This is a genomic window from Citrobacter sp. TBCP-5362 (genome assembly GCF_005406305.1).
In the GTDB taxonomy this organism is placed as follows: Bacteria; Pseudomonadota; Gammaproteobacteria; order Enterobacterales; family Enterobacteriaceae; genus Citrobacter_B; species Citrobacter_B koseri.
Window position 1 is genome coordinate 107,107 of the sequence record NZ_CP040234.1, and the last position, 23,988, is coordinate 131,094.

Below are 23,988 nucleotides of genomic sequence, written 5' to 3' on the forward strand. Positions count from 1 at the left end.
TCTTACGCGTCGCGATTCAGCCAGGCCATATACTCCGTTACGCCTTCGGCAACGGTCTTGAACGGTTTGTCATAGCCTGCGGCGCGCAGATTGGTCAGATCCGCCTGCGTGAACGCCTGGTAACGGCCTTTCAGTTTTTCCGGGAACGGAATGTACTCAAGGTCGCTTTTCTTGTGATAAGCCAGCGCGGCATCCGCCACGGCCTGGAAGGATTCCGCGCGCCCGGTGCCCAGGTTAAAGATGCCGGACACGCCGTTTTCCCAGAACCACAGGTTTACATCAGCCACGTCGCCGACGTAGACAAAATCGCGTTTGAAGTTTTCGCTGCCTTCAAACAGTTTCGGCGTTTCACCGTTGTTGAGCTGAGTATTCAGATGGAAAGCGACGCTCGCCATGCTGCCTTTATGGCCTTCACGCGGTCCGTAAACGTTGAAATAGCGGAAACCTACAATCTGCGAGCTGGCTTCAGGCAGGATCTGGCGTACATACTCGTCGAACAGGAATTTAGAGTAGCCGTAAACGTTTAGCGGTTTCTCATATTCACGAGACTCAATGAAGTCAGAGGTGCGACCGCCGTAAGTTGCCGCAGAAGAGGCATACAGGAACGGAATGTCACGTTCCAGGCAGTAGTGCAGCAGCTCTTTGGAGTATTGATAGTTGTTGTCCATCATATACTTGCCGTCCCACTCGGTGGTGGAAGAACAGGCGCCTTCGTGGAAAACCGCTTCGATATCGCCGAACTCTTCTCCGGCCATAATCTGGATCAGGAAGTCTTCCTTATCCATATAGTCAGCAATATTCAGGTCCACCAGGTTGACGAACTTGGTGCCGTCTTTCAGGTTGTCCACCACCAGGATATCGGTGATGCCTTTATCATTCAGGGACTTAACGATGTTGCTGCCGATAAAGCCCGCGCCGCCGGTAACGATGATCATAACTGTAACCTTCGAATTATGGAGTCAGAGACAATCTCAGACACGAATACTTCTTATCATATCACTACACGGCCCAGGCTTCAGCCATTCACCGATAAGCTGTGCGGGTACGCGTGATTTATGCTGCATTTTCAAGAAGTGATGATGCGTCATCTCGTATCAATGTATAGCTTTGGGTAATATGTGCTGAAATTTGCCCAGTCTGGAGAATCGCAATGCGTGGGGATTTTTATAAGCAGTTAACCAACGATCTGGAAACCGCCCGTGCGGAAGGATTGTTTAAAGAAGAGCGCATTATCACGTCTGCGCAGCAGGCGGACATCACCGTGGCAGACGGAAGCCACGTCATCAACTTTTGCGCCAACAACTATCTGGGGCTGGCTAACCATCCCGAACTGATTGCGGCAGCAAAAGCGGGAATGGATTCTCACGGGTTTGGTATGGCTTCAGTGCGCTTTATCTGCGGCACTCAGGACAGCCATAAACAGCTGGAGCAAAAACTGGCGGACTTCCTCGGTATGGAAGACGCTATTCTGTACTCTTCCTGCTTCGACGCCAACGGCGGCTTGTTCGAAACCCTGCTGGGCGCAGAAGATGCGATTATCTCGGATGCGTTAAACCACGCCTCGATTATTGATGGCGTTCGTCTGTGTAAAGCGAAGCGTTTTCGCTATGCCAACAACGATATGCAGGAGCTGGAAGCGCGTCTGAAAGAGGCCCGTGAAGCTGGCGCTCGTCATGTGCTGATCGCCACCGACGGCGTGTTCTCGATGGACGGCGTTATCGCCAACCTGAAAGGCGTCTGTGACCTGGCAGACCTTTACGGCGCGCTGGTGATGGTTGATGACTCCCATGCTGTCGGTTTTGTCGGGGAGAACGGTCGCGGTTCTCACGAATACTGTGACGTGATGGGACGCGTGGACATCATTACCGGTACGTTAGGCAAAGCGCTGGGTGGGGCATCTGGCGGTTATACGGCGGCGCGTAAAGAGGTGGTGGAGTGGCTGCGTCAGCGTTCCCGTCCGTATCTGTTTTCTAACTCCCTGGCGCCTGCCATTGTGGCGGCCTCCCTTAAAGTGCTGGAGATGGTTGAGGCGGGGAGCGAGCTGCGCGATCGCCTGTGGGCGAATGCGCGTCAGTTCCGTGAGCAAATGTCCGCTGCGGGCTTCACGCTGGCTGGCGCCGATCACGCTATTATTCCAGTGATGCTGGGTGATGCGGTGGTTGCGCAGCAATTTGCCCGCGAACTGCAAAAAGAGGGGATTTACGTGACCGGATTCTTCTATCCGGTTGTTCCGAAAGGTCAGGCGCGTATTCGTACCCAGATGTCTGCGGCGCATACCCCTGAGCAAATCACGCGTGCGGTTGAGGCGTTCACACGTATTGGTAAACAACTGGGCGTTATTGCCTGAGGATGTGAGATGAAAGCGTTATCCAAACTGAAAGCGGAAGAGGGCATCTGGATGACTGACGTTCCGGTACCGGAAGTCGGGCATAACGATCTGCTGATTAAAATCCGTAAAACAGCCATCTGCGGCACTGACGTTCACATCTATAACTGGGATGAATGGTCGCAAAAAACCATCCCGGTTCCGATGGTGGTAGGGCATGAATATGTCGGCGAGGTGGTCGGTATCGGTCAGGAAGTTAAAGGCTTCAGGATTGGCGATCGCGTTTCCGGCGAAGGCCATATTACCTGCGGCCATTGTCGTAACTGTCGCGGTGGCCGTACGCATTTGTGCCGCAATACTCTGGGTGTCGGTGTTAACCGTCCCGGTTGTTTTGCGGAATATCTGGTACTTCCGGCGTTTAACGCCTTTAAGATCCCGGATAACATCTCCGATGATTTAGCCTCTATCTTCGACCCCTTCGGCAATGCCGTACACACGGCGCTGTCGTTCGATCTGGTCGGTGAAGATGTGCTGGTTTCCGGTGCCGGCCCGATCGGCATCATGGCGGCGGCGGTAGCGAAACATGTGGGCGCGCGTCATGTCGTGATCACGGATGTGAATGAGTACCGTCTGGAACTGGCGCGTAAAATGGGCATCATCCACACGGTGAACGTCGCGAAAGAGAACCTGACCGACGTGATGGCTAATCTGGGCATGACCGAAGGGTTTGATGTCGGCCTGGAGATGTCCGGTGCGCCGCCTGCGTTTCGCGCCATGCTGGATACCATGAACCACGGCGGTCGTATCGCGATGCTGGGGATTCCACCTTCGGATATGTCTATCGACTGGACGAAGGTGATCTTCAAGGGGCTGTTTATTAAAGGTATTTACGGTCGTGAGATGTTTGAAACCTGGTATAAGATGGCGGCGCTGATTCAGTCTGGCCTGGATCTGTCTCCGATCATCACCCACCGTTTCTCCATCGATGAGTTCCAGAAAGGCTTTGATGCAATGCGTTCAGGCCAGTCAGGAAAAGTGATTCTGAGCTGGGACTGACAGCATCCTGCTGGCGGCCAGGTTTTCCCGAACCTGGCCGTAAAATGGCGTTTTTATTTTCCGCGCATCTTGCGGGATAAGCGTCTGAGTTTCTCTTTAAGCTGAATAAGTTTATAAACCAGACCCTGACCTTCAATATTCATATGGTATTTATTTTGTAATACTAAAATATCATTTGCCTGGCAAATTTTCAGACTTCCTTTGCAGGATAAGTCGATGATGCGCAATTCCCCGGAAGGTGTGCGGATAAAGTTTCCGGCATGAATATCATTGGAGGCCAGACCTGCCCGGTGCAGTTGCTGAATACACGCCTTAATATCTTTTTTATTGCTTTCATTAATATCATTTAATGGCTCCCCTTCAATATATTCATGAAGGGTATACACATCATAGCACTGGCGAAAACGTGTTTTCTCGGCCACACAGTAGAGATCGGCGGTACAGGCACGCACTTGTGGCGCCAGGCTGTCCAGTTTTTGGATCAGCTGAGAATAAAAAGGCCCGGAGAGAAAATTCTGAATCTTTTTCTCAAATCGTGGGTCTATTTCGCGATCGTTTTTGATGATGAACTTCCGTGACTGGTATTCAACAAGTTCTACGCTGCGGAATTCGTTGCCGCTGTTCAGCGGTTTGCCACTGATTTCGTTATTCATATACTTATCCATCAGGGACTTAAGGTCTTTATTTTCCTCTTTGTAATAGACCGTATAGCCCTTTTCATGTGTCTTACTGATGGTCATCACTTCCCTCAAGATAAGTATTCTAAATACGTATAATACGAAGGCGTAGTATACATGGTGAGGCTTCTCATCTGTAGGGTGTTTTGTGCGCCTTAACCATCATCTCCACTGGACTTAATAATTTCTTAATGAAAGCACGGTAGAAAGGGCCAATGTATTAAAAACTGACGGGCCATTCTATGAAAAGCAGCACAAGTACACTGAGTGTTATTATTCCGTTATACAATGCGGGTAATAGCTTCCAGGCATGCATGGAATCTTTGATTGCACAAACATGGAATGCGCTGGAGATCATCATTGTTAACGACGGGTCTACCGACAACTCCGTTGATATCGCAAGGCATTTTGCCGATACCCATTCACATGTTCACCTGTTGCATCAGGATAATGCAGGCGCGTCCGTGGCCCGCAACCGGGGGTTGGCTGCGGCGACCGGCGACTACGTTGCTTTTGTCGATGCCGATGATTTGGTGTATCCGAACATGTATGAAACGCTGATGACCATGGCGCTACAGGATGACCTGGATGTGGCGCAGTGTAATGCAGACTGGTGCATTCTTGAGACGGGGCATACCTGGCCATCCATCCCCACGGATCGCATTCGGTCGACAGGGGTATTAACCGGCCCGGACTGGCTGCGTATGGGGCTGGCTTCACGCCGCTGGACGCATGTTGTCTGGATGGGCGTTTATCGGCGCGCCCTTATTGAAAAACACGCGATTAGCTTTGTTCCAGGATTACATCATCAGGATATTCTGTGGACCACAGAAGTGATGTTCAATGCCACGCGCGTACGCTATACCGAACAGGCGTTGTATAAATATTTTCTTCACGATCAGTCTGTTAGCCGCCTGAAACGACAAGGTGAGCGTAATCTGCATTACCAGCGACACTACATTAAAATCACGCGTTTATTAGAAAAGTTGAATAGTGATTATGCGGATCGCATTCCCGTCTATCCTGAATTTAAGCAACAAATTACCTGGGAAGCGCTGCGGGTGTGTCATGCGGTGCGTAAGGAGCAGGACACGCTTATTCGCCAGCGGATGATCGCCGAAATATTTGCCTCCGGCATGTATAAGCGCATGATGCTTAACATACGAAGCGCGAAGGCGGCTTATCAGGCGCTGTTGTGGTCGGGTCGGTTATACCGGTGGCGTGATAAAACGGCCTCGCACCACCGCGTTGCCCGTAAAGCGATTAATCCGCGTTAGCGTTCTGGGGGGCAGCGATCTTGCCCCAGCCTTGCCACTGATGCCGGAAGTAGTTCACCATCGTGCTCTGCGTAATGCTTTCGCTTAACACGCTAAAGAACCGGCTGGCGTAGACAGGTTCTAACGGTTTCTTCGATTTACACACCTTCACGCCGCGGAACGGATTTCGCGGCGAATCCGGCGTACCGTTTTTCGGCGGCGTCAGATTTGGCGTAGAGGTATCTGTCTGCGGCTCGTCGAGCAGGCTGCTCGGACGCACCAGCGTAATATCCGCAGGCAGGTTATAGACCATCTGCTGAAGGACTCGCACCGTTGATGGATGCGGGTGCCCAATTGCGATAGCGGACCCGTTGCGACGGGCTAACTCAATGGCGCGATTAAACTGGCGACGAATATCCGCTTCGTTCTGCGTATCATCAAGGAACACTTTGCGCTTAATCACCTTCACGCCCGTCCCGGAGGCGGCACGCATCGCCTGACTGTTGCCAATGGTCATGCTGTCGAGGAAGTAAAGGTTATAACGCTCCAGCGCCTGCATCACTTTTTGCATGCCGAACAGGCTGGAGGTCATCGCGCTGCCCATGTGGTTGTTGAGACCCACGGCATACGGCACCTTATTCACCGCATCGCGAATAATGCGTTCAATTTCGTCGCTGCTCATCTCCGGGCGCAGCGTATCTTTCTCCAGCGGCTGCTTGCTCAGCGGCGCCATCGGCAGATGGAGCAGCACCTCATGCCCGCTGTTGTGCGCTTTGGTTGCCATTTCACGGGCATGTGGGGCATTGGGCAGGACGGCAACGGAGAGGGCGGACGGCATCGCCAGCACCTGATTTTCATTGTGCGGACGATAACCAAAATCGTCGATTACGATGGCGAGTTTGCCAGCAAAAACAGGGGAGGCGAATGCCAGCAGGCTGGCGAGTGAGAGTATTGTGCGACGAAAGTGAGGCAAAACTTATCTTCCCAACCACGGCTGTGGATTGACGGCCTGACCCTGGCGACGAATTTCGAAATAGAGTGACGGTCGGCCCTGACCGCCGCTGCTGCCTACAAGCGCAATAGGCTGGCCTGCGCGAACCTGTGTGCCAACGCTGACCAGCGCGCTCTGGTTATACCCGTAAAGGCTCATATCGCCTTTACCGTGCTCCACGACGACGACCAGACCGTAGCCCTGCAACCAGTCCGCCAGAATCACCCTGCCGTCCGCAATTGCTTTGACTTCAGTACCTTCAGACGCACCGATAACCATCCCTTTCCAACGTAGCTCACCTTGCAGTTGTTCGCCATAACGATGCAGCGTTGGGCCGCGAACGGGCCAGAATGCCTGACCGCGCGGTGAACCCAGACCGCCGGTACGGGACATCAACGATTTTTCGCTTTCGGTTGGTTTGTAGGTTGTGCCTTTGCGAGTGGCTTCCTGCTGACGATTGCGCACCGCCTGCGCTTCGCGGGCTTCTCGCTCCGCCCGGGCTTTGGCGGCCGCCTCTGCGCGTGCGATGCTGTTGCGCAGGCGGGATTCGTTCGCCCGCAATTCACTTAACTGCTGTTGCCCCTGCTGGATTGACGACTCAAGACCGGCGATCGTTTTCTGACGCTCATTACGCGCCTGCTCCAGCTTCGCCTGTTGGGCGCGTTGTTCATACAGCAGCGTCTGTTGCTGGCTCTGTTTCTCTTCCAGCGCCGCCTTCTGAGACGCCACCTCTTCACGCGTCTGTTTCAGTTCGGCAATGGTGTCCTGGCGCGCCTGGTTCAGATAACCGAAATAGGCCTGTAAACGCTGCCCGCGCTGGCTCTCTTCACCGCTAAGAATGAGCTGAATCCCCGTATGCTCGCCCTGGCGAAACGCCGCATCCAGCTGCGCGGCAAGGCTGCGTTCCTGAATGGCTTTTTGTTGTTCCAGCTTCGCGATAGATGCGTTCATCGCGTCGATCTGCTTATTCAACTGGGCAAGGGTATTCTGGGTTTCACGCAGTTTACGCGCGGCGGCGGAGATGGCCTCTTCCTGCGTTTTGAGCTGTGCGAGCAAACTGGAACGTTGCTGCTGTTGCTGGCGTACGGCACGCTCTTTGGCGGCGATATCCGCCTGGATGGATTTGAGCTGATCGCGGTCATCCGCATGGGCGGAAAAGGCGCACAACAATACGCCAGCGCTCAACACGCTGGCGTAAATCATGGGCCTGACTGAAAACCTGCGTGGTTTCACGGCCCGTGTAATGGAATTAAACGCCTTTCCCCTCATGGGGAAGGATTATTCCACGATGAACAGCGGCTTACCAGTCATCTCTTTCGGGATTTCCATACCCATCAGCGTCAACATCGTCGGTGCGATATCAGAAAGTTTGCCGCCTTCGACCGCTTTTACGCTTTTCGCGCCGACATAAATCAGCGGAACCGGCAGGTTGGTATGCGCGGTGTGCGCTTGGCCGGTGGATGGATCGCGCATCTGCTCGGCGTTGCCGTGGTCTGCGGTGATCAGCAGTTGGCCGCCAACGGACTCAACCGCTTTAGCAACCTGCTCAACGCAGTGATCCAGCGCTTCAACCGCTTTAACCGCCGCTTCCATCACGCCAGTGTGACCGACCATATCACCGTTCGGGTAGTTACAGATGATGGTGTCATACTTGCCGCTCCCGATAGCCGCAACCAGTTTTTCGGTCAGTTCTGCGGAACTCATTTCCGGCTGTAGATCGTAGGTCGCCACTTTAGGCGAGTTGATCAGGATGCGTTCTTCGCCTGCAAACGGTTCTTCTACGCCGCCGTTGAAGAAGAAGGTGACGTGGGCGTATTTTTCCGTTTCGGAAATGCGCAGTTGGGTTTTGTCGTTCTTCGCCATCCACTCGCCGAAGGTGTTTGCCAGCGATGCCGGTGGGTAAGCCACGGCGGTTTTGATATCAGCGGCGTACTCGGTCAGCATGACGAAGTTCAGATTAACCACTTTCTTACGGGCGAAGCCGTCGAAATCAGCATTAACGAACGCGCGGGTAATTTCGCGGGCGCGGTCAGCACGGAAGTTCATGAAAATCAGCGTGTCGCCGTCTTCCATCGCGGCATCGGCCTGACCTTCCGCGCGGATGACGGTCGCTTTCACGAATTCGTCGTTTTCGTCGCGCGCGTAAGCGGCCAGCAGGCCAGCAACGGCGGTATCGGCCTGGAATTCACCCTGCGCCAGCGTCATCAGGTCATAGGCCTGCTCAACGCGATCCCAGCGGTTGTCGCGGTCCATTGCATAGTAACGACCAATAATGGACGCTACGCGGCCTTTGCCCAGCGCGGCAAACTTGTCTTCGAATTTTTTCAGCGAGGATTCCGCGCTGCGTGGCGGGGTATCGCGGCCATCAAGGAAGGCGTGCAGATAAATTTTCTCTGCGCCGCGTTCTGCGGCCAGTTCGACCATCGCCATGATGTGATCTTCGTGGCTGTGCACGCCGCCCGCAGACAGCAGACCCATAATGTGCACGGCTTTACCGGTATTTTTCGCCTGATCGACCGCCGCCGTCAGTACCGGGTTAGCGAAGAAGGTACGTTCTTTAATTTCAACATCCAGGCGCGTCAGATCCTGATACACGATACGGCCCGCGCCCAGGTTAACGTGACCCACTTCGGAGTTGCCCATCTGACGGTCCGGCAGACCCACTTCCAGACCGGAAGCGTCGATCAGGGTATGCGGACGTTTTGCCCACAGAGCATCCATTACCGGGGTTTTGGCATTCAAAATGGCGTTATCCTGGCTGTCTTCACGGTAGCCATAGCCATCCAGAATCACCAGTACCATAGGTTTTTTAGAAACCGACATTGCGACAACCTCACACTCAATAGACAAAATAATTGCGTAATTTTACTACAGCTGAATCGATAAAATAGCCTCAGAAGATCAAAGAATGGGGCAGAGAGCGAGCCGGGGGCGGCGCGGATCGACGTTTTTTTTCCGTAGCGCCCCGCAAAAATGCAATCCATTGCACGCTCTGGCTGTATTTGCGCCAACGCGCAGGTATACTCCTTTCCTGGTTTTTTAATCACTGAGTCGGGAGTTGTTACCCCCCATGCAAGAAATTATGCAATTTGTTGGCCGCCATCCCATACTGAGTATCGCCTGGATTGCGCTACTGGTGGCGGTGTTGTTCACCACTTTCAAAGGCCTGATGTCTAAAGTTAAGGTTATTACTCGCGGCGAAGCGACGCGTCTTATCAACAAAGAAGACGCCGTTGTGGTGGATTTACGTCAGCGTGACGACTTCCGCAAAGGCCATATCGCGGGCGCGACTAACCTGCTGCCGAGCGAAATCAAGGCCAACAACGTTGGCGAGCTTGAAAAGCACAAAGATAAGCCTCTGATCGTGGTTGATGGTTCCGGTATGCAGTGTCAGGAATCCGCAAACGCACTGATCAAAGCGGGCTTTGAGAAAGTTTTTGTGCTGAAAGAAGGCGTTGCGGGCTGGAGCGGTGAGAACCTGCCATTAGTGCGCGGGAAATAACGCGTTACTCAACACGGGAGATAAGTCATGGCCAACATCGAGATCTACACCAAAGCAACCTGCCCGTTTTGCCATCGTGCAAAAGCGCTGTTGAGCAGTAAGGGTGTGAGTTTCCAGGAACTTCCGATTGACGGCGATGCCGTAAAACGTGAAGAGATGATCAAGCGTAGTGGCCGCACGACGGTTCCGCAGATTTTTATTGATGCACAGCACATTGGCGGCTGTGACGACTTGTATGCGTTGGATGCGCGTGGTGGACTGGATCCCCTGCTGCGTTAAAACATGCCGCAAGTATTTTAAGGACAACACTAAAGGGTTTTCTACACATGTCAGAACAAAATAACACCGAAATGGCTTTCCAGATCCAACGTATCTATACCAAGGATGTGTCTTTCGAAGCGCCAAATGCACCGCATGTTTTCCAGAAAGATTGGCAGCCAGAGGTTAAACTTGATCTTGATACGGCGTCTACTCAACTGGCAGATGACGTATACGAAGTGGTACTGCGTGTTACCGTAACGGCTTCCCTGGGCGAAGAGACCGCTTTCCTGTGCGAAGTTCAGCAGGGCGGCATTTTCTCCATCAGCGGTATTGAAGGAACTCAGATGGCGCATTGCCTGGGTGCATACTGCCCGAACATTCTGTTCCCGTATGCCCGCGAATGCATCACCAGCCTGGTTTCACGCGGCACGTTCCCGCAACTGAATCTTGCGCCGGTTAACTTCGATGCGCTGTTCATGAACTATTTACAGCAGCAGGCTGGCGAAGGTACTGAAGAACATCAGGATGCCTGATGAACCAAAGTAATGCTTCAATGACTGTGATCGGTGCTGGCTCGTACGGCACCGCTCTTGCCATCACCCTGGCGAGAAACGGCCACCAGGTTGTCCTGTGGGGCCACGATCCTAAACATGTCGCGACCCTTGAGCGAGACCGCTGCAACGTCGCGTTCCTCCCTGATGTGCCTTTTCCCGATACGCTACGCCTTGAAAGCGACTTAGCCACCGCGCTGGCGGCCAGCCGTAACATTCTGGTGGTGGTGCCAAGCCATGTCTTTGGCGAGGTGCTGCGACAGATTAAACCGCTGATGCGTCCTGATGCGCGCCTGGTCTGGGCGACCAAAGGTCTGGAAGCGGAAACGGGGCGCCTGTTGCAGGATGTCGCCCGTGAAGCGCTGGGCGATGACATCCCGCTGGCGGTGATATCCGGCCCGACGTTCGCTAAAGAACTGGCGGCGGGTTTGCCGACGGCAATTTCTCTGGCGTCGACGGACGAAACCTTCGCGGATGATTTGCAGGAACTTTTGCACTGCGGTAAGAGTTTTCGCGTCTACAGCAACCCCGATTTCATCGGCGTGCAGCTGGGCGGTGCGGTGAAAAACGTGATTGCGATTGGCGCAGGCATGTCTGACGGCATCGGTTTTGGCGCAAACGCACGTACCGCGCTGATCACGCGTGGGCTGACGGAAATGTCGCGTCTTGGCGCGGTGCTGGGGGCCGATCCGACCACCTTTATGGGAATGGCGGGTCTGGGCGACCTGGTTCTGACCTGTACTGACAACCAGTCGCGTAACCGCCGTTTTGGCATGATGCTCGGTCAGGGCATGGATGTTCAGAGCGCGCAGGACAAAATTGGTCAGGTGGTTGAAGGCTACCGTAATACAAAAGAAGTTCGTGAGTTGGCGCACCGTTTTGGTGTCGAAATGCCAATAACCGAGGAAATTTATCAAGTATTGTATTGCGGAAAAAACGCGCGCGAGGCAGCATTGACGTTATTAGGTCGTGCACGCAAGGACGAGCGTAGTCGCCACTAGCCGTAAGGATCTGTTTTATTAAATGACCCGGCCCGCGAAGAACGGGCCGGTCGTTAGCCTGATACCTGGAGTCAGCAATGTCATGTGAAGAACTGGATATCGTCTGGAACAATATTAAAGCCGAAGCCCGGGCTCTGGCGGACTGTGAGCCGATGCTGGCCAGTTTCTACCACGCGACGCTACTCAAGCATGAAAACCTGGGCAGTGCGCTGAGCTATATGCTGGCGAACAAACTCGCATCTCCGATTATGCCTGCCATCGCCATCCGTGAAGTGGTGGAAGAGGCCTACGCCGCCGACCCGGAAATGATCGCCTCTGCTGCCTGTGATATTCAGGCGGTACGCACCCGCGACCCGGCGGTAGACAAATACTCGACGCCGCTTCTGTATCTGAAAGGCTTCCATGCTCTCCAGGCCTACCGTATCGGCCACTGGTTATGGAATGAAGGCCGCCGCGCGCTGGCGATATTCCTGCAAAATCAGGTTTCTGTCACCTTCCAGGTCGATATTCACCCGGCGGCGAAAATTGGACGCGGCATTATGCTCGATCACGCGACGGGGATTGTGGTCGGTGAAACGGCGGTAATCGAAAATGATGTCTCGATCCTGCAATCGGTCACGCTTGGCGGGACCGGGAAAACCAGCGGCGATCGTCATCCCAAAATTCGTGAAGGCGTGATGATTGGCGCCGGGGCGAAGATCCTTGGCAATATCGAAGTGGGGCGCGGCGCGAAGATTGGCGCGGGCTCCGTGGTCTTGCAGCCTGTACCGCCACACACCACCGCAGCGGGCGTTCCGGCGCGGATTGTCGGTAAGCCCGACAGCGATAAGCCGTCAATGGATATGGATCAGCATTTTAACGGGATTCACCATACGTTCGAATACGGCGACGGCATCTGACTTTATGCCCGGTGGCGCTGCGCTTACCGGGCCTACCAGCTCCGTAGGTCGGATAAGGCGTCAGCCGCCATCCGACAAAAATCAACTACGCAATACCGCGCCAGGATACCCCAACTGGCGCCATGCCTCATATACCACGACCGACACCGCGTTCGACAGGTTCATGCTGCGGCTGTCCGGCATCATTGGAATACGAATTTTTTGTTCTGCGGGCAGCGCGTCGAGAATGGTCGCCGGTAAACCGCGCGTTTCCGGGCCAAACATCAGGTAGTCCCCATCCTGATAGCTCACCGCGCTATGGGCAGGGGTGCCTTTGGTGGTCAGAGCAAACAGACGCTGTGGGTTTTCGGCGGCGACAAAGGCGGCGTAATCGTGATGGCGCTGTACGGCGGCAAACTCGTGATAGTCCAGCCCCGCGCGGCGCAGACGTTTATCATCCCATGTGAAGCCCATCGGCTCGATAATATGCAGACGAAAACCGGTATTGGCGCAAAGACGAATAATATTGCCGGTGTTTGGTGGGATTTCTGGTTCGAATAATACGATATTCAACATGCTTAACTGCCCCCTTAAGTGCGGGGGGCAGAATAGCAGAAAATACGTTCACCCTCACCCTGTAGTAGGCCTGATAAGCGTAGCGCCATCAGGCATCCCCGATGCACATTACATTGCCGGATGGCGGCTGACGCCTTATCCAGCCTACGCCGCATCACCCTGCGTCAGCGGTGCCAGTGCGGCAGGTAAGCTCTTACCGAGTTCCTGCACCAGTGAATCACGGCTGATCTCGCTGATTGATTTTGCGCCGGTCAGCGTCATGGCGACTTTCATCTCTTTTTCGATCAGATCCAGCAGGTTCGCCACGCCAGCCTGACCCGCCGTCGCCAGCGCGTACAGATACGCACGTCCAAGCAGTACGCTATCGGCCCCAAGCGCAATCATGCGTACCACGTCCAGACCATTACGAATTCCGCTGTCCGCCAGAATAGCGATATCGCCTTTCACCGCGTCGGCAATGGCGGGCAGGGCGCGGGCGGAGGAGAGTACGCCGTCGAGCTGGCGGCCGCCGTGGTTAGAGACCACGATGCCGTCAGCGCCAAAGCGTACCGCGTCGCGGGCGTCTTCGGGATCGAGGATCCCTTTGATCACCATTGGGCCGTCCCAGAATTCACGGATCCACTCCAGGTCTTTCCAGGAAATCGACGGATCGAAGTTGTTCGCCAGCCAGCCGATGTAATCTTCCAGCCCGGTCGGTTTGCCGAGGTAGGCGGAGATATTGCCCAGATCGTGCGGACGACCGTTCAGGCCGACATCCCAGGCCCATTGCGGATGGGTTGCAGCCTGCCAGTAGCGGCGCAGGGCGGCATTCGGGCCGCTCATCCCGGAGTGGGCGTCACGGTAACGCGCGCCAGGCGTTGGCATATCGACGGTAAAGACCAGCGTGGAGCAGCCCGCCGCTTTGGCGCGCTCCAGCGCGTTACGCATAAAACCGCGATCGCGCAGGACGTACAGCTGGAACCACATCGGGCGTTTAATCGTCGGCGCGACTTCCTCGATGGGGCAGACAGAAACGGTGGAGAGGGTAAACGGAATCCCTTTCGCATCGGCGGCGGCGGCGGCCTGAACTTCACCGCGACGCGCATACATTCCGCACAGGCCAACCGGGGCCAGTGCAACCGGCATCGACAGCTTTTCGTTAAACAGGGTGGTTTCCAGGCTCAGATTGGACATATTCTTCAGCACGCGCTGACGGAGCGCCACCTCTGACAAGTCTTTCACGTTACGACGCAGGGTATATTCCGCATAGGCGCCGCCGTCGATGTAGTGGAACAAGAAAGGGGGCAGAATGCGTTGGGCTGCGGCGCGATAATCGCTGGCTGCTGAAATGATCATGCTTTGTTCTCCCTGGAAATCTCATTATGGTCACCGGGCAGGCGGGTAATACGCGCCTGGCGGGCCTGGTCTTCATCAAATCGTTTAATGGTGGTGTGGACGAAACTGAGATGCGCCATCATGGCTTTACGTGCGCCGTCGGCATCACCGGCCAGAATGGCGTCCATCACCGCCTGATGTTGTTCCGTCAGTTTTGAAAACACCGGCGGAACGAGATACATACGCTGGCGGCTCTGCTTCACGGATGATTGCAGGACATCAAAGAAGCCGCGCATGGTCTGCAACAGCACGACGTTGTGCGAGGCCTCCGCAATCGCGAGATGGAAGCGAACATCCGCCTGGGAGGCGAGGTCCGGGTCCTCACTGAGCGTGGCGTCGAAGCAGAGCTTAATTTTCTCTTTATCAGCGGGCGTGGCGCGCATCGCGGCGTGCCAGGCGGTGCTGGCTTCAATGGCGTGGCGGGCTTCCAGAATGTCGAAGCTGTAGTCCGGGTCGTCCGCCATCAGCGTTTTCAACGGCTGAACGATATTCTGTTCGGACCAGGTTTCATGCTGCCAGCGAACGAACGTTCCGCCGCCCCGGCGGCTTATCAGCACGCCTTCACTGACCAGTTTCGCTAGCGCCTCGCGCAGAGAATTGCGCGACACACCCAGTTGTACGGCCAGCTGGCGCTCGGCGGGCAACTTCATGCCCGCCTCCAGCTGTTGTTCTTCAATCAGCGCCCGCACACGAGAGGCAACCTCGTCTGACAGGCGTTTTGGCATCACAATCACGGAATCATCCAGGTTAAGACATAGGCCTGAAGTGTGGTAATCACACCCACCATGCAGGTGAAAATCAGGCTGTGTTTAACGGTAAAGCGGAACAGGTCGGACTCTTTCCCTACCAGACCCACTGCCGCACAGGCAATGGCGATAGACTGCGGAGAGATCATCTTACCGGTTACGCCGCCGGTGGTATTCGCCGCCACCATCAGCACGTCAGAGACGCCGATTTGCTGGGCGGCCGTCGCCTGCAGGGCGGCAAACAGCGCGTTTGATGAGGTATCAGACCCCGTCAGGAATACGCCCAGCCAGCCAAGGAACGGCGAGAAGAAGGTAAAGGCGCTGCCCGTATGCGCCAGCGCTAACGCCAGCGTAGAGGAGAGCCCGGAGTAGTTAGAGATAAACGCGAATGCCAGCACCATCCCGATGGAGTAAATCGGCAGCGCTAACTCTTTCAGCGTGCTGCCAAATGTCTGGATTGCGGCAGACGGTTTCATTTTCAGCCAGACGACGGACAGCAGCGCAGCGAACAGAATGGCCGTACCGGTAGCGGAGAACCAGTCGAACTTATAGACCGCAGCGTAGGCGGTTGCCTCATGCACCACTGGCGGCATACGGGCAACCAGCTTATCGAGATGCGGAACCGGAATATTAATCACCCAGTCGTACAGCGCGCCGCCTGGGGCAAACATCGCTTTAAACGGCGGAACGCTCCAGAGGGTAACGGTTGCAGTCAGGAACAGGAACGGCGACCATGCGCGAACGACTTGACCAACCGTGTAATGGGTGCGGTCCAGCGTCTGATCGACCTGTGAAGCGCCCATATCGCCAAAGCGGAAAATACGTACCGGCTGCCAGCGTTTCAGGAACAGCGTCAGACAGACCAGCGAGACCAGCGACGAGATGATGTCCGGCAGTTCCGGGCCGATAAAGTTAGAGCTGAGGTACTGGGCGATAGCAAATGAACCACCCGCCACCATCACCGCAGGCCAGGTCTCTTTCACGCCGCGCCAGCCGTCCATAATCGCCATGATCCAGAACAGCACGATAATGGTCAGGAACGGCAGCTGACGGCCGACCATCTGGCCGATCTCAAAGCTGTCCAGCCCGGTGACCTGACCGGCCACCAGAATCGGAATCCCCATCGCGCCAAACGCGACCGGCGCGGTGTTGACGATCAGGCACAAACCCGCCGCATACAGCGGATTAAAGCCCAGGCCGACTAGCAGAGCCGCAGTAATCGCCACTGGCGCGCCAAAGCCCGCTGCCCCTTCAAGGAATGCCCCGAAGGAAAAGCCGACGATCAGCATTTGCAGACGCTGGTCAGGGGTAATCGACAATATTGATGACCGGATGATGTCGAATTGCCCGGTTCTGACAGAGATTTTATAGACAAAGACGGCGGCGATAATGATCCAGGCAATCGGCCACAGACCATAGAAGAAGCCATACACCACCGCAGCCAGAGCGTTATCCACCGGCATTTTGTAAAACAGCAGCGCGACAGCCAGCGCGATTGCGACCGTCCAGGAGGCGGCGATGTAGCCTTTCAGCTTGAGCTTAATCAGCGCGAAGAAAAAGAACAGGATCGGAAGCGATGCGATCAGGCTGGAAATCCAGATGTTACCGGCCGGATCGTAGTTTTGTTGCCAGAGATTCATTGCAGGTCTCCTGAGGGTCACACGCATAATGCAATGAGTCTTTTGCTCATCTCTTTGTCACATTATGTGTAAAAGTGGCCCTGCCAATATTGGGATGTAGGGGTAATGACAATGAATGGTTAATCAAATGTTGCTTATTGGCAACGCTAGTGTAGGTGAATTTTAATGAACTGTGAACCAGTGATCGGATTAAGGGATAATTGGTTGGGCCAATTGAGGGGGGCGAGGGAAAGGGCGGGCCGGGCAAGCGTGCGCGTACCCGGCAGAAGGTTAAAACTCGGTTTTTGCGAAACCGGTCATCTCTTTCAGACCCATTTCACGGCCTAATGCCGTCATTGGGTGGACGACAACCAGACCGCGCACGCTTTTCTTCAGCTTGCCCATATCGGCCTGTTCTTTTTTGGTAATCGCGCGGCGAAACGGCAGGTTCATCAGCTTTTGCGCTTCTTTACTCAGCTTCTGGCTGTGAACGTCACGCAGGCGCACGATCTCGGCTTCCAGCGTGGCTTTCTCTTTTTCCAGCTCGGCATATTTGTCAGCGGCATCGACAAGGGATAGCGAGGCCTGCTGGTGGCGGATGGCGTCCAGGCGATCGCTCAGACGTTTAATTTCGTTTTTTTCGACTTCTTTCATGGGATAGCTTCTGATGGAACCAGGATGAATTTTCTATAGTATGCGCGCAGAGCGGGATTATTCACAACTAATGGGATAAAAATAATCAAATAAGGCAAGTATTATAATGCTAATTTATTGTGTAACGTCTTGATTTAATACTTATTTAATAAACAAAACGTGATGTTAACGGTTTCTGCATGGCGGTTTGCGATTAAGCACGTTTTCCCCAATAGAAAACCCTGTCTGAGCCTAAACTAAAATTAGCGGCCGCGCATTCCCCGACGCGGAGAATACATGGAGATATCATCATGGTTAAAATAGGTGACAACGTTCCGCTTCTTATTGATAAGGCTGTAGATTTTATGGCTTCGAGTCAGGCATTTCGGGAGTATCTGAATAAAACGCCGCCGCGCGATATGGTTCCTGATGAGGTGCCGAAGGCAAATGCGCAGATGTACCTGCAACGTCTGGAATATTATCGCCAGCTCTATCAGCCGCAGCCGGAAGAAAAACAGTAAGTGGTTGACGGTCTATTTTTGAAAGGCTTTTTTTAAGCTGATTTTAGAAATCAGCTCGGTCAGGGAAAGCACCATCGTTGAGCGTACCGCTTGCTGGTAGCGCTGAATTTGCATGGCGTATAAACCCGGGTCAGAGGTCTCAAAATGCGGCGGCGGCGGTAACGCCGTCACGCAGTGCAGTTCGCCAAACGGCCCGAGAATTTCGTCGTCGGTGAACGCATATTCATTACCGTCGTGATTCAGTTCTTCACGCAGCGCCATCAGCAGTTCCGCATCTTCGTATTCAGGGCGACTGAGTACCCCCAGACCGTAGATCAGTTTCAGACGTACCGAGAGATCGCCCAGCGGTCCATCGCCGTCGAGCAACGGTTCCACTGCGTATTTCACCGCATAATCGTCTTTGCGAAACACCTGAAGTACCAGAATATTCACCGCCTCGGTGAGTAACTCTACGGCGGTGATGAGGAAACTTCGTACGGTTTTGCCAGCATTCAGACGCTCAAGCACGCGGTTTTCAAAGGCCTGGGTTTGTTCCATTATTGCCTGCATATCTGACAATCTGTCATTCGGGCGCAGGATGACCTGCGCCGTATTTTGCCTCATTTGGTCGCGTTGTATGCGTTAACCGCCTCCGCTACCACTTCGCTGTTTACATCCAGCCCGGAAATTTGCGCCAGCGCTTCCTGCGGCCCTTTCTCTGCGATCAGCGCAGCCAGTTCCTGAGCCTGCGGATCGTCTTCGCTGGTAAAGTGCATCGCGGCAGCGATACCGTTGACCAGGTTAACGTGCGGCAGGCCGTATTCCAGCGTGCCCAGCAGCGGTTTGATCAGACGGTCGCCCGCACTCAGTTTACGCAGCGGCTGGCGGCCAACGCGCTCAACGTCATCTTTCAGATACGGGTTTTCAAAACGACCGAGGATTTTCTGAATGTATGCCGCATGTTTGTCGGCATCAAAACCGTAGCGTTTGATCAGCACCGCGCCGCTCTCTTCCATCGCCCCTTTTACCACAGCGCGGATTTTCTCATCGAGAATCGCGTCACGGATGGTCTGATGACCGGTTAATTTTCCGAGGTACGCGGTTATAGCATGCCCGGTGTTCAGCGTGAAGAGTTTACGTTCGACAAATGCCATCAGGTTATCGGTTAATTCCATACCTGGAATATCTGGCAGCGCGCCTTTGAACTGCGTTTTATCGACAATCCACTCGCTGAAGGTTTCCACGGTGACTTCCAGTGGGTCGTTCGTGGCGGAGGCGGAAGGCGGCACGATACGGTCGACGGCGGAATCGACAAAACCGACATGTTGTTCAACCCAGGCTTTGTCTTCATCCGCCAGGGCGTTCATCACATGACCTTTCAATTGCGTGGTGCCGCGCACCATGTTTTCGCAGGCAATGATGTTAAGCGGCGCTTCAATCCCCTGCGTTTTACGTTTAACCAGGCCTTTGGCGATGGCCGGAGCAATGCGTTCCAGTACCACCGGCCCAACGGCGGTTGTGACCAAATCGACCTGCGCAATCAGCTCAACCACGTCATCGCTGATGCTGCTCACGGCATTAACGCCGGAAACCGTATCAACCTGCTCATTTTCACCCACCACATGAACCTGATAGCTATGACGGGCATTCAGGGCGTCGAGCACGACCTGGTTTACATCCGCGAACGTCAGTTGTATCCCCGCGTCAGCCAGCAGTTTGCCGATAAATCCACGACCGATATTACCTGCGCCAAAATGTAATGCTTTCATAGTGTTAACCTTCATTAATGTTTTTACCCGAGAGGGCTGGGGTGAGGGACCGCATGGCTTCCCCCCTCACCCAAACCCTCTCCCTTGCGGGAGAGGAAACCGTACACCGCAGGCCCGGTAGCAGCGCCACCGGGCAACAGACTTATTTACGACCGGCCAGCAGTTCCAGCACTTCATCCACGCTGGTGGTATGCGCCAGACGCTCGATCACGGACTCATCATCCAGCGCGTTAGTCAGGCTGGTGATGACCTGGATGTGCTCGTTGTTACGCGCCGCGATACCAATGACCAGGCGGGCGATATCGTCTTCTTCTTCACCGAAGCGAACGCCTTCCGGGTACTGGCAGAAGACCACACCGGTTTTCAGCACGCGGTCTTTGGCTTCCACGGTGCCGTGCGGTACGGCGATAGACTCACCCAGATAAGTCGGGGTCAGTTTTTCACGTTCCAGCATGGCGTCGATGTATTCTGGCTCAACATAACCGCCTTTCACCAGTTGCTCGCCCGCAAAGCGAATGGCTTCTTCTTTAGTGGCGGCTTTACGACCCAGGAAGATGTTTTCTGCGCCCAGCTTGAACAGGTTGTTATCCCCTTCATCAAAGCTGTCTTTCAGATGGTCGCGTACTTTCTCTTCGTTGGTGTTGTGGCGCTGCGCGGCAACCAGACGTTCGGTCAGGCTGGTGTACAGTCCGCTATCCAGGAAGTTGGTCAGCGAAATGTGCTGCGCTTGCGGAACCTGGCGCATGGCGCGCTCGGTCAGGTCACGGTGAGTGATGACCAGGTCGACATCCGGCGGCAGGTTGTTGATCGCGCTGTTGGTGACGGAAATCTGGCTCAGACCCGCATCCTGAACTTTTTTACGCAGTACGCCCGCACCCATTGCGCTGGAACCCATACCGGCATCACAGGCAACGATGATTTTACGTACATGGCTCAGGTCGTTGGTCACATCGCCAGCGGACAGCGCGGATGTGCCTTTAGATTCTGCTTTCATGTCCTGCACGCGACGGGTTGCCGCGTCGATATCATCATCTTCTTTCACTTTGCTGGTTTTCAGCAGAATGGAGGCAATGATGAAGGAGACCGCCATAGCAGCGATAATCGCCGTGATGTTAGCGAAGTAGGCGCCTTTTGGCGTCATCGCCAGTACCGCCAGGATAGAACCCGGAGACGCCGGAGAAACCAGACCGCCGTTCAGGATGGTCAGCGTAAACACGCCAGTCATACCACCGAGGATAACGGCCAGGATCAGACGCGGGTTCATCAGCACGTACGGGAAGTAAATTTCGTGGATACCGCCCAGGAAGTGGATGATTGCCGCACCGCCAGCAGACTGTTTTGCGCTGCCGCGACCGAAGAACATGTACGCCATCAGGATGCCCATACCCGGGCCTGGGTTAGCTTCGATCAGGAAGAAGATGGATTTACCCAGCTCATGGGACTGCTGAATACCCAGCGGCGAGAAGATACCGTGGTTGATCGCGTTGTTGAGGAACAGGATTTTCGCCGGTTCAACGAAGATAGACGCCAGCGGCAGCATATCATGGACAACCATGAAGTTAACGCCGGCTGCCAGCAGTTTGGACAGGACTTCAACCGCCGGGCCAATGCCGAGGAACGCCAGAATCGCGAGGATCATCCCGATGATGCCAGCGGAGAAGTTATTCACCAGCATTTCGAAACCGGATTTGATCTTACCATCTACCCAGCTATCGAATTTCTTGATGCAGTAGCCGCCCAGCGGGCCTGCGATCATTGAGCCGAGGAACATCGGCATGTCCGCACCGACGATAACGCCCATCGTGGTGATAGCACCGACCACGCCGCCGCGCTCGCCGCCTACCAGCTTACCACCGGTATAACCGATCAGCAGCGGCAGGAGGTAGGTAATCATCGGACCAACGAGCTTTGCCAGCGTTTCGTTAGGCAACCACCCTGTTGGAATAAATAATGCGGTGATAATACCCCACGCGATAAACGCGCCGATATTTGGCATCACCATATTGCTGAGGAAACGACCAAAGCTTTGCACTTTGATCTTAATATCGGATGACATAAAAACACCCCTTCTTATGTTTGCTGTCGCGCAGGCTCGAAGCCCGAGGTTTGTTAATGTAGCGGCAGAGGTAGCCGGACCCTGTAGATAGTGCGAAATCTGGCACTGAATCGTTCAACTGTCCAGTTGCTGACTTGTTATGTGATTTGGATCACATGAATATAGGGTAGATGGTGGTTATTGATGTGATATTGATCACAAAATCGCTGTGTAAAAAAACAACAAACCCGGAATCACCGGTGGAAATAGCGTTTAAATGTGAACTGTTTCACATTTTTGATTTGAGGGTTTGTTGAATTTTTGTGATCTAAATCACAAGATATTTTCATCCGAAACCTGTGTGGTGTGATCTTAAGCAGATTCCGCCTCATGCTTCATTCTGATGTGTAATTGAGCAACCTCTCGCCGTGCAAAATTATCTTTTGGTTTGATGGCGAAAATGGCGGACTCGAATTATGTTCAAAATATCGGTGGAATCGTAATACGCCGCCTGTCATTTAACACTCTTATTAGCGTGAAGCCGGAGCAGGTATGTTTCTAAATTATTTCGCGTTAGGAGTATTGATCTTTGTTTTTCTGGTGATTTTTTATGGAATCATCATGATTCATGACATCCCTTATCTGATCGCTAAAAAACGAAACCACCCCCATGCTGATGCTATTCATACTGCTGGTTGGGTCAGTCTGTTTACGCTTCATGTTATTTGGCCGTTTCTGTGGATTTGGGCCACGCTTTATCAGCCTGAACGGGGCTGGGGCATGCAAGCGCATGTTTCACCACAGGAAAAGGAACCTGAGCCAGAACCGGAGCCTGACCCGGAACTTATCGCCTTGTCGAAACGTGTGGAAGCGCTGGAGCGAAAGCTGGCTGAGGTACAGTCCCCTGATATTCCCCCGTCGGAGAGCTAATCATGGATCTGTTGATTGTTTTGACCTACGTAGCATTAGCCTGGGCGGTATTTAAAATATTCAGGATTCCGGTGAACCAATGGACACTTTCCACGGCGGCATTAGGCGGGGTATTTTTAGTTAGCGGACTTATATTATTAATGAACTATAACCACCCCTATACTTTTACGGCGCAGAAAGCGGTTATTTCTATTCCCATTACGCCGCAGGTAACAGGTATTGTGAGTGAGGTAACGGATAAAAATAATCAGCTGATTAAAAAAGGCGATGTTTTATTCAAAATCGATCCCGTGCGGTATCAGGCGCGGGTCGACAGGTTACAGGCTGACCTGGTCACGGCCACGCATAATATACATACCCTGAAGGCGCAATTAGCGGAGGCTCAGGCCAATACCACGCGGGTGTCCGCAGAACGCGACCGCCTCTATAAGGATTATCAGCGCTATCTGAAAGGCAGTCAGGCGAGGGTGAATCCGTTCTCTGAAAGCGATATCGATAACGCGCGGCAAAACTATTTAGCGCAGGATGCGATGGTAAAAGGTTCTGTTGCTGAGCAAACGCAGATCCAGAGCCAACTGGACAGCATGGTCGATGGCGAGCAGTCGCAAATCGTCAGCCTGCGGGCGCAACTGGCCGAGGCGAAATACAATCTTGAACAGACGGTTATTCGCGCGCCGAGCAATGGCTATGTGACCCAGGTGCTTATCCGGCCCGGTAGCTATGCCGCCGCGCTGCCGCTGCGCCCGGTAATGGTTTTTATTCCCGAACAAAAACGGCAAATTGTCGCCCAGTTCCGGCAGAACTCATTATTACGTCTTGAGGCGGGAGATGAGGCCGAAGTGGTGTTCAATGCGCTGCCCGGCCAGGTATTCCAGGGCAAGTTGTTGAGTATTTTACCGGTCGTGCCCGGCGGTTCTTACCAGGCGCAGGGAACATTACAGTCCTTAAGCGTAACGCCGGGGATGGACGGCGTGCTTGCGTTGATTGAGCTGGAGCCGAATAGCGATGTGGATGCCCTGCCTGACGGCATTTACGCCCAGGTTGCGGTTTACTCCGATCACTTCGCCCATGTCTCCGTGATGCGTAAGGTGCTACTGCGCATGACCAGCTGGATGCACTATCTTTATTTGGATCATTAAGCGGGTCGTCACCTGCTTTTTAGTAAAAATGCCTGATGGCGCTATGCTTATCAGACCGACAGGAACAATGTCTGCAATGTGTAGACCGGATAAGGCGCTTGCGCCGCCATCCGGCAAAACTAAGGCAGGATTTATTGATACCACTTTATTTTTTGTTGGCAAAAAGGA

General features: G+C 54.0%; 24 protein-coding genes. 11 read left to right on the forward strand and 13 right to left on the reverse strand.

Going from position 1 to position 23,988, the window contains the following annotated elements:
* Nucleotides 1–2: 2 nt before the first annotated feature.
* Nucleotides 3–935, reverse strand: a complete 933-nt coding sequence (rfaD, locus tag FD428_RS00510) for an ADP-glyceromanno-heptose 6-epimerase (protein WP_012135758.1) — start codon at nucleotides 933–935, stop codon at nucleotides 3–5.
* A 215-nt stretch (nucleotides 936–1,150) separates the two neighbouring features.
* Here rfaD and kbl point away from each other — a divergent pair, with 215 nt between their 5' ends.
* Both kbl and tdh read left to right on the forward strand, forming a co-directional pair.
* On the forward strand, nucleotides 1,151–2,347 hold the full coding sequence (gene kbl, locus FD428_RS00515; protein WP_071259194.1) for a glycine C-acetyltransferase: 1,197 nt from the start codon (nucleotides 1,151–1,153) through the stop codon (nucleotides 2,345–2,347).
* Between the two features lie 9 nt (nucleotides 2,348–2,356).
* Nucleotides 2,357–3,382 carry an L-threonine 3-dehydrogenase gene (tdh, locus tag FD428_RS00520; protein WP_012135756.1) on the forward strand — a complete coding sequence of 342 codons (1,026 nt, stop codon included), beginning with the start codon at nucleotides 2,357–2,359 and terminating at the stop codon, nucleotides 3,380–3,382.
* Between the two features lie 53 nt (nucleotides 3,383–3,435).
* Here tdh and rfaY read toward each other — a convergent pair whose 3' ends face one another.
* Nucleotides 3,436–4,122: a lipopolysaccharide core heptose(II) kinase RfaY gene (gene rfaY, locus FD428_RS00525; protein WP_114848116.1), complete on the reverse strand. Its 687-nt coding sequence runs from the start codon at nucleotides 4,120–4,122 to the stop codon at nucleotides 3,436–3,438.
* Between the two features lie 179 nt (nucleotides 4,123–4,301).
* Between rfaY and FD428_RS00530 the strand changes: the two genes are divergently transcribed.
* Complete coding sequence (locus FD428_RS00530) at nucleotides 4,302–5,336, forward strand: glycosyltransferase (RefSeq protein ID WP_114848115.1); 1,035 nt, start codon at nucleotides 4,302–4,304, stop codon at nucleotides 5,334–5,336.
* Here FD428_RS00530 and FD428_RS00535 read toward each other — a convergent pair.
* The 3 genes from FD428_RS00535 to gpmM are packed head-to-tail and all read right to left on the reverse strand — an operon-like array spanning nucleotide 5,323 to nucleotide 9,129.
* Complete coding sequence (locus tag FD428_RS00535; protein WP_114848114.1) at nucleotides 5,323–6,288, reverse strand: divergent polysaccharide deacetylase family protein; 966 nt, start codon at nucleotides 6,286–6,288, stop codon at nucleotides 5,323–5,325. The two genes, FD428_RS00530 and FD428_RS00535, sit on opposite strands and share 14 nt — an antisense overlap.
* Before the next feature lie 3 nt (nucleotides 6,289–6,291).
* Nucleotides 6,292–7,551 carry a murein hydrolase activator EnvC gene (gene envC / locus FD428_RS00540; RefSeq protein ID WP_230012564.1) on the reverse strand — a complete coding sequence of 420 codons (1,260 nt, stop codon included), beginning with the start codon at nucleotides 7,549–7,551 and terminating at the stop codon, nucleotides 6,292–6,294.
* 33 nt (nucleotides 7,552–7,584) lie between these two features.
* Nucleotides 7,585–9,129 (reverse strand): 2,3-bisphosphoglycerate-independent phosphoglycerate mutase, encoded by a 1,545-nt coding sequence (gpmM, locus tag FD428_RS00545; protein WP_024131059.1) that lies wholly within the window; start codon nucleotides 9,127–9,129, stop codon nucleotides 7,585–7,587.
* Between the two features lie 247 nt (nucleotides 9,130–9,376).
* Here gpmM and FD428_RS00550 point away from each other — a divergent pair, with 247 nt between their 5' ends.
* The 5 genes from FD428_RS00550 to cysE all read left to right on the forward strand — a co-directional run bounded on the left by FD428_RS00550 (nucleotide 9,377) and on the right by cysE (nucleotide 12,520).
* Entirely contained in the window at nucleotides 9,377–9,808 is a 432-nt protein-coding gene (locus tag FD428_RS00550) for a rhodanese-like domain-containing protein (RefSeq protein WP_012135748.1), read from the forward strand.
* A 27-nt stretch (nucleotides 9,809–9,835) separates the two neighbouring features.
* Nucleotides 9,836–10,087 (forward strand): glutaredoxin 3, encoded by a 252-nt coding sequence (gene grxC, locus FD428_RS00555; RefSeq protein WP_047358806.1) that lies wholly within the window; start codon nucleotides 9,836–9,838, stop codon nucleotides 10,085–10,087.
* A gap of 47 nt (nucleotides 10,088–10,134) precedes the next feature.
* Nucleotides 10,135–10,602, forward strand: coding sequence for a protein-export chaperone SecB (secB, locus tag FD428_RS00560; RefSeq protein WP_003024155.1), 468 nt, complete (start codon nucleotides 10,135–10,137; stop codon nucleotides 10,600–10,602).
* On the forward strand, nucleotides 10,602–11,621 hold the full coding sequence (gene gpsA, locus FD428_RS00565) for an NAD(P)H-dependent glycerol-3-phosphate dehydrogenase (protein ID WP_114848113.1): 1,020 nt from the start codon (nucleotides 10,602–10,604) through the stop codon (nucleotides 11,619–11,621). The genes secB and gpsA overlap by 1 nt, the downstream gene beginning before the upstream one ends.
* Nucleotides 11,622–11,698: 77 nt before the next feature.
* Nucleotides 11,699–12,520: a serine O-acetyltransferase gene (gene cysE / locus FD428_RS00570; protein WP_012135745.1), complete on the forward strand. Its 822-nt coding sequence runs from the start codon at nucleotides 11,699–11,701 to the stop codon at nucleotides 12,518–12,520.
* A gap of 81 nt (nucleotides 12,521–12,601) precedes the next feature.
* Here cysE and trmL read toward each other — a convergent pair whose 3' ends face one another.
* The 5 genes from trmL to FD428_RS00595 all read right to left on the reverse strand — a co-directional run bounded on the left by trmL (nucleotide 12,602) and on the right by FD428_RS00595 (nucleotide 17,468).
* On the reverse strand, nucleotides 12,602–13,075 hold the full coding sequence (gene trmL / locus FD428_RS00575; RefSeq protein ID WP_047460282.1) for a tRNA (uridine(34)/cytosine(34)/5-carboxymethylaminomethyluridine(34)-2'-O)-methyltransferase TrmL: 474 nt from the start codon (nucleotides 13,073–13,075) through the stop codon (nucleotides 12,602–12,604).
* A gap of 144 nt (nucleotides 13,076–13,219) precedes the next feature.
* Complete coding sequence (gene lldD, locus FD428_RS00580) at nucleotides 13,220–14,410, reverse strand: FMN-dependent L-lactate dehydrogenase LldD (protein WP_114848112.1); 1,191 nt, start codon at nucleotides 14,408–14,410, stop codon at nucleotides 13,220–13,222.
* Nucleotides 14,407–15,183, reverse strand: coding sequence for a transcriptional regulator LldR (gene lldR / locus FD428_RS00585; protein WP_012135741.1), 777 nt, complete (start codon nucleotides 15,181–15,183; stop codon nucleotides 14,407–14,409). Before lldR ends, lldD begins: the two co-directional genes overlap by 4 nt.
* Entirely contained in the window at nucleotides 15,180–16,835 is a 1,656-nt protein-coding gene (gene lldP, locus FD428_RS00590) for an L-lactate permease (protein WP_012135740.1), read from the reverse strand. The genes lldR and lldP overlap by 4 nt, the downstream gene beginning before the upstream one ends.
* A gap of 270 nt (nucleotides 16,836–17,105) precedes the next feature.
* Nucleotides 17,106–17,468 carry a YibL family ribosome-associated protein gene (locus tag FD428_RS00595; protein ID WP_012135739.1) on the reverse strand — a complete coding sequence of 121 codons (363 nt, stop codon included), beginning with the start codon at nucleotides 17,466–17,468 and terminating at the stop codon, nucleotides 17,106–17,108.
* Nucleotides 17,469–17,758: 290 nt separating this feature from the next.
* On the opposite strand from FD428_RS00595, the gene FD428_RS00600 reads away from it, so the two are divergent.
* Complete coding sequence (locus FD428_RS00600) at nucleotides 17,759–17,968, forward strand: hypothetical protein (RefSeq protein ID WP_012135738.1); 210 nt, start codon at nucleotides 17,759–17,761, stop codon at nucleotides 17,966–17,968.
* A gap of 12 nt (nucleotides 17,969–17,980) precedes the next feature.
* Here the strand turns inward: FD428_RS00600 and mtlR are convergent, their stop codons facing one another.
* The 3 genes from mtlR to mtlA all read right to left on the reverse strand — a co-directional run bounded on the left by mtlR (nucleotide 17,981) and on the right by mtlA (nucleotide 21,772).
* Nucleotides 17,981–18,571: a mannitol operon repressor MtlR gene (gene mtlR / locus FD428_RS00605; RefSeq protein ID WP_012135737.1), complete on the reverse strand. Its 591-nt coding sequence runs from the start codon at nucleotides 18,569–18,571 to the stop codon at nucleotides 17,981–17,983.
* Nucleotides 18,568–19,716, reverse strand: a complete 1,149-nt coding sequence (gene mtlD / locus FD428_RS00610) for a mannitol-1-phosphate 5-dehydrogenase (protein ID WP_104868029.1) — start codon at nucleotides 19,714–19,716, stop codon at nucleotides 18,568–18,570. Before mtlD ends, mtlR begins: the two co-directional genes overlap by 4 nt.
* A 142-nt stretch (nucleotides 19,717–19,858) precedes the next feature.
* The gene (mtlA, locus tag FD428_RS00615; protein ID WP_114848111.1) at nucleotides 19,859–21,772 is read right to left on the reverse strand and encodes a PTS mannitol transporter subunit IICBA; all 1,914 of its coding nucleotides are present in this window, start codon (nucleotides 21,770–21,772) and stop codon (nucleotides 19,859–19,861) included.
* Between the two features lie 531 nt (nucleotides 21,773–22,303).
* Between mtlA and FD428_RS00620 the strand changes: the two genes are divergently transcribed.
* The gene (locus FD428_RS00620; RefSeq protein WP_012135733.1) at nucleotides 22,304–22,681 is read left to right on the forward strand and encodes a DUF3302 domain-containing protein; all 378 of its coding nucleotides are present in this window, start codon (nucleotides 22,304–22,306) and stop codon (nucleotides 22,679–22,681) included.
* Between the two features lie 2 nt (nucleotides 22,682–22,683).
* The gene (locus FD428_RS00625) at nucleotides 22,684–23,820 is read left to right on the forward strand and encodes an HlyD family secretion protein (RefSeq protein ID WP_012135732.1); all 1,137 of its coding nucleotides are present in this window, start codon (nucleotides 22,684–22,686) and stop codon (nucleotides 23,818–23,820) included.
* The last annotated feature ends 168 nt before the right edge of the window (nucleotides 23,821–23,988 follow it).

Bases quoted from the DNA above. Each gene is read 5' to 3' on its own strand.
- mtlA (WP_114848111.1), bottom strand. From the start codon at position 21,772: ATGTCATCCGATATTAAGATCAAAGTGCAAAGCTTTGGTCGTTTCCTC.
- FD428_RS00625 (WP_012135732.1), top strand. From the start codon at position 22,684: ATGGATCTGTTGATTGTTTTGACCTACGTAGCATTAGCCTGGGCGGTA.
- FD428_RS00600 (WP_012135738.1), top strand. From the start codon at position 17,759: ATGGTTAAAATAGGTGACAACGTTCCGCTTCTTATTGATAAGGCTGTA.
- mtlD (WP_104868029.1), bottom strand. From the start codon at position 19,716: ATGAAAGCATTACATTTTGGCGCAGGTAATATCGGTCGTGGATTTATC.
- FD428_RS00550 (WP_012135748.1), top strand. From the start codon at position 9,377: ATGCAAGAAATTATGCAATTTGTTGGCCGCCATCCCATACTGAGTATC.
- kbl (WP_071259194.1), top strand. From the start codon at position 1,151: ATGCGTGGGGATTTTTATAAGCAGTTAACCAACGATCTGGAAACCGCC.
- FD428_RS00530 (WP_114848115.1), top strand. From the start codon at position 4,302: ATGAAAAGCAGCACAAGTACACTGAGTGTTATTATTCCGTTATACAAT.
- grxC (WP_047358806.1), top strand. From the start codon at position 9,836: ATGGCCAACATCGAGATCTACACCAAAGCAACCTGCCCGTTTTGCCAT.
- lldD (WP_114848112.1), bottom strand. From the start codon at position 14,410: ATGATCATTTCAGCAGCCAGCGATTATCGCGCCGCAGCCCAACGCATT.
- gpsA (WP_114848113.1), top strand. From the start codon at position 10,602: ATGAACCAAAGTAATGCTTCAATGACTGTGATCGGTGCTGGCTCGTAC.
- FD428_RS00595 (WP_012135739.1), bottom strand. From the start codon at position 17,468: ATGAAAGAAGTCGAAAAAAACGAAATTAAACGTCTGAGCGATCGCCTG.
- secB (WP_003024155.1), top strand. From the start codon at position 10,135: ATGTCAGAACAAAATAACACCGAAATGGCTTTCCAGATCCAACGTATC.
- tdh (WP_012135756.1), top strand. From the start codon at position 2,357: ATGAAAGCGTTATCCAAACTGAAAGCGGAAGAGGGCATCTGGATGACT.
- trmL (WP_047460282.1), bottom strand. From the start codon at position 13,075: ATGTTGAATATCGTATTATTCGAACCAGAAATCCCACCAAACACCGGC.
- lldP (WP_012135740.1), bottom strand. From the start codon at position 16,835: ATGAATCTCTGGCAACAAAACTACGATCCGGCCGGTAACATCTGGATT.
- FD428_RS00620 (WP_012135733.1), top strand. From the start codon at position 22,304: ATGTTTCTAAATTATTTCGCGTTAGGAGTATTGATCTTTGTTTTTCTG.
- rfaD (WP_012135758.1), bottom strand. From the start codon at position 935: ATGATCATCGTTACCGGCGGCGCGGGCTTTATCGGCAGCAACATCGTT.
- cysE (WP_012135745.1), top strand. From the start codon at position 11,699: ATGTCATGTGAAGAACTGGATATCGTCTGGAACAATATTAAAGCCGAA.
- gpmM (WP_024131059.1), bottom strand. From the start codon at position 9,129: ATGTCGGTTTCTAAAAAACCTATGGTACTGGTGATTCTGGATGGCTAT.
- rfaY (WP_114848116.1), bottom strand. From the start codon at position 4,122: ATGACCATCAGTAAGACACATGAAAAGGGCTATACGGTCTATTACAAA.
- mtlR (WP_012135737.1), bottom strand. From the start codon at position 18,571: ATGAGGCAAAATACGGCGCAGGTCATCCTGCGCCCGAATGACAGATTG.